The organism is Bacteriovorax sp. DB6_IX, from assembly GCF_000447775.1.
Lineage (GTDB): Bacteria > Bdellovibrionota > Bacteriovoracia > Bacteriovoracales > Bacteriovoracaceae > Halobacteriovorax_A.
Genome location: NZ_AUNJ01000080.1, coordinates 1 through 2649 on the forward strand (window position 1 = coordinate 1; position 2649 = coordinate 2649).

2 protein-coding genes are annotated in these 2649 nt (G+C 38.2%); both read right to left on the minus strand.

Annotated features, from left to right (window positions below; genetic code table 11):
• On the minus strand, window positions 1-246 hold a 246-nt coding region (locus M901_RS02555; RefSeq protein ID WP_021276597.1), incomplete at its 3' end, for a phosphoribosylformylglycinamidine synthase subunit PurQ.
• On the minus strand, window positions 246-2649 hold a 2404-nt coding region (locus M901_RS02560; protein WP_021276598.1), incomplete at its 5' end, for an AIR synthase-related protein. The genes M901_RS02555 and M901_RS02560, both read right to left, overlap by 1 nt.

Below are 2649 nucleotides of genomic sequence, written 5' to 3' on the forward strand. Positions count from 1 at the left end.
CGACATTAGCCTTTTTTTTATTTTTAAAGAAAGAAGTTTTCCACTTCCTAACTCATCGCCAAAAGAGAATCCTCCCGGAATAGCGAGAAGATCATAATTCCTCATAAGTTTTGGTTCAGCTAAAAGATCGTTAATATGAATAACTCTTGCATCAGCACCACTGTGAGTTAAAGCTAGAGCAGTTTCTCTTTCACAATTTATTCCATCTCCAAAAAGAACTAAGGCCCTAATATTGACATCTCTCATTAAAACACCCCTTTCCATGATTCTTTCATCACGGGTATATCGAGCTGGAACTGTCCTTCCCAAGACTCTATCTGCAAAGTCGGCTCAAGCTTTGTTTCACCAATTCTTACAGGATGAAAGTCTTTAAATTCTTTGAGAATTCTTTCCTCTTGATCCCTTGCTATTGAGACAACAAATCGACCTGCGGTTTCACTAAAGAGAGAAGTAACAAGTTCTGTATTGAGCTCTTTTAAGTTTATTTTTGCTCCAATATTATTTCCAAAACATGATTCAAGAAGTGTAGTAATCATTCCACCATCAGAAATATCATGGGCAGATTGGAAAACTCCTTTCTTGAGTTCACTGTAATATTGCCTATAGAATTTATCATTTTGGACAGGGTTTATTTTGGGTAGTTTTAAATCTTCAATAAAGTAATGATCGGCCAGCTCACTTGCAGCGAGTCCTAGTGAATTATTACCTAAAAGATAGATTAGATGATCAGGTTTTTTAAAATCAGATGTTACGGTATGTTCAATATTATATTTTCCAAGACTCGTGACGAGAAGGGTTGGGAGTACAGAAATCTTTAGTTTTTCACCTCTTCGGTTCTTCCCTCTAAAGTCATTCTTCATGCTATCCTTTCCACTCACAAGCGGTGCACTATAAGCTTTACAAGCATCATATAGTCCAGCATTTGTCCTTACGAGTTGTCCAAGTTTGTAATCTCCATCCTGATTTGTTTGAGACTTAACAGGGTCTGGCCAGCAAAAATTATCTAAAAGAGAGATATAATCAGGATCAGCACCGACACATACGATATTTCTAATCGCCTCATCAACAGCGACCAACCCCATGACATAAGGATCATAAAGAGAAATCTTTGGATTAAGCCCACATCCTACTAGCGCACCATTATGACTCTCTCCCCCATGCGGATATAACCAAATCCCACCACTATTATTCACACCATCAGATTTTTTCCCTACAAATGGTTTAATATTAGTAGCTCCTTGAACTTCGTGATCATATTTTCTGACAAGATTTTCTTTTGAAGCTACATTTGGAGAAGAGATGATATCTTTGACAATATTATTGAGCATACGATTATCTAGTTCTCGAGGCATTTGCTTTTTCTTGATAGCACCGTACCAGTCATCTCTTTCTCTTGGTCCATCCCAATAGGCTTCTAACTTCATCTTAGGTAACATATTATGTAAGAAATTAAGATCAAGTTTAGCAACAATCTCATCCTGATAAAAGATCTCCAAATATCCACTTTCAGTAAACTCACCGATATTCGTTGCTAGTACATCATACTTCTTTGCTAGTTTTAAAAATTCCGCTTCATTAGCAGGTGACACAGAGAGTGTCATCCTTTCCTGAGATTCACTAATCATTATTTCAAATGGCTTAAGGCCTGCATATTTAACAGGACATTTATCTAAAATAACCTTGGCGCCATTTGTGAAAGTTGCCATCTCTCCAACAGAAGAACTTAATCCACCTGCCCCGTTATCAGTAATAGATGTATAGAGACCAATATCTCTAGCTTCTATTAGAAAATCGAGGACCTTTTTTTGAGTTAGGGGATCACCAATCTGAACCGCTGTTACAGGAGAGCTTTCATTGAGCTCTAATGAGCTAAAAGTTGCTCCGTGTATTCCGTCTGCACCAATCTCTCCACCGATCATGTATATAGAATCACCGCAAAGTGGTGTCTTCTTTTCGTGGCTTAATCCACTTGATAAGCTTCTAGGCATAGCTCCGACAGTGCCAACAAAGACCAATGGCTTTCCAGCATAGTCATTATCAAAATACATTGCTCCATTAACCGTTGGGATTCCAGATTTATTTCCTCCATCCTCAACTCCCTGATGGACACCTTTGAGGATTTGGGCCGGGTTCATCAGACCATAGGGAAGTTTAGACTCATCTCCAATTTGAGGTAATTTAGGATCTGCAAAGCAAAAGACATCCGTGTTCGCTATTGGTCTTGCTCCGAGACCACATCCAAGAATATCTCGATTCACACCGAGAATTCCAGTCAGAGCACCACCGTAGGGATCAAGTGCCGAAGGACTATTATGTGTTTCAACTTTAATCGCTAAATCGAGATTTTCGTCATACCTAACAATACCCGCATTGTCTTCAAAAACAGAAACAAGCCAATCGATCTCTCTTTCTCTTTCAATCTCTCTTGTTGCAGATTTAATAAACGATTTATAGAGTCCTTCAATTTTTTGGCTTCCTAACTTATTTTCAATCTCTTCACCTTCATAATAGTTAATATCTGCAGAGAAGATTTTATGTTTACAATGCTCACTCCAAGTTTGTGCAATAACTTCGAGTTCAACATCTGTTGGCCAAAGCGGAATACCATGACCAACTCTCTCTTTACTAATTGATTTAAAGTAGTTCTTA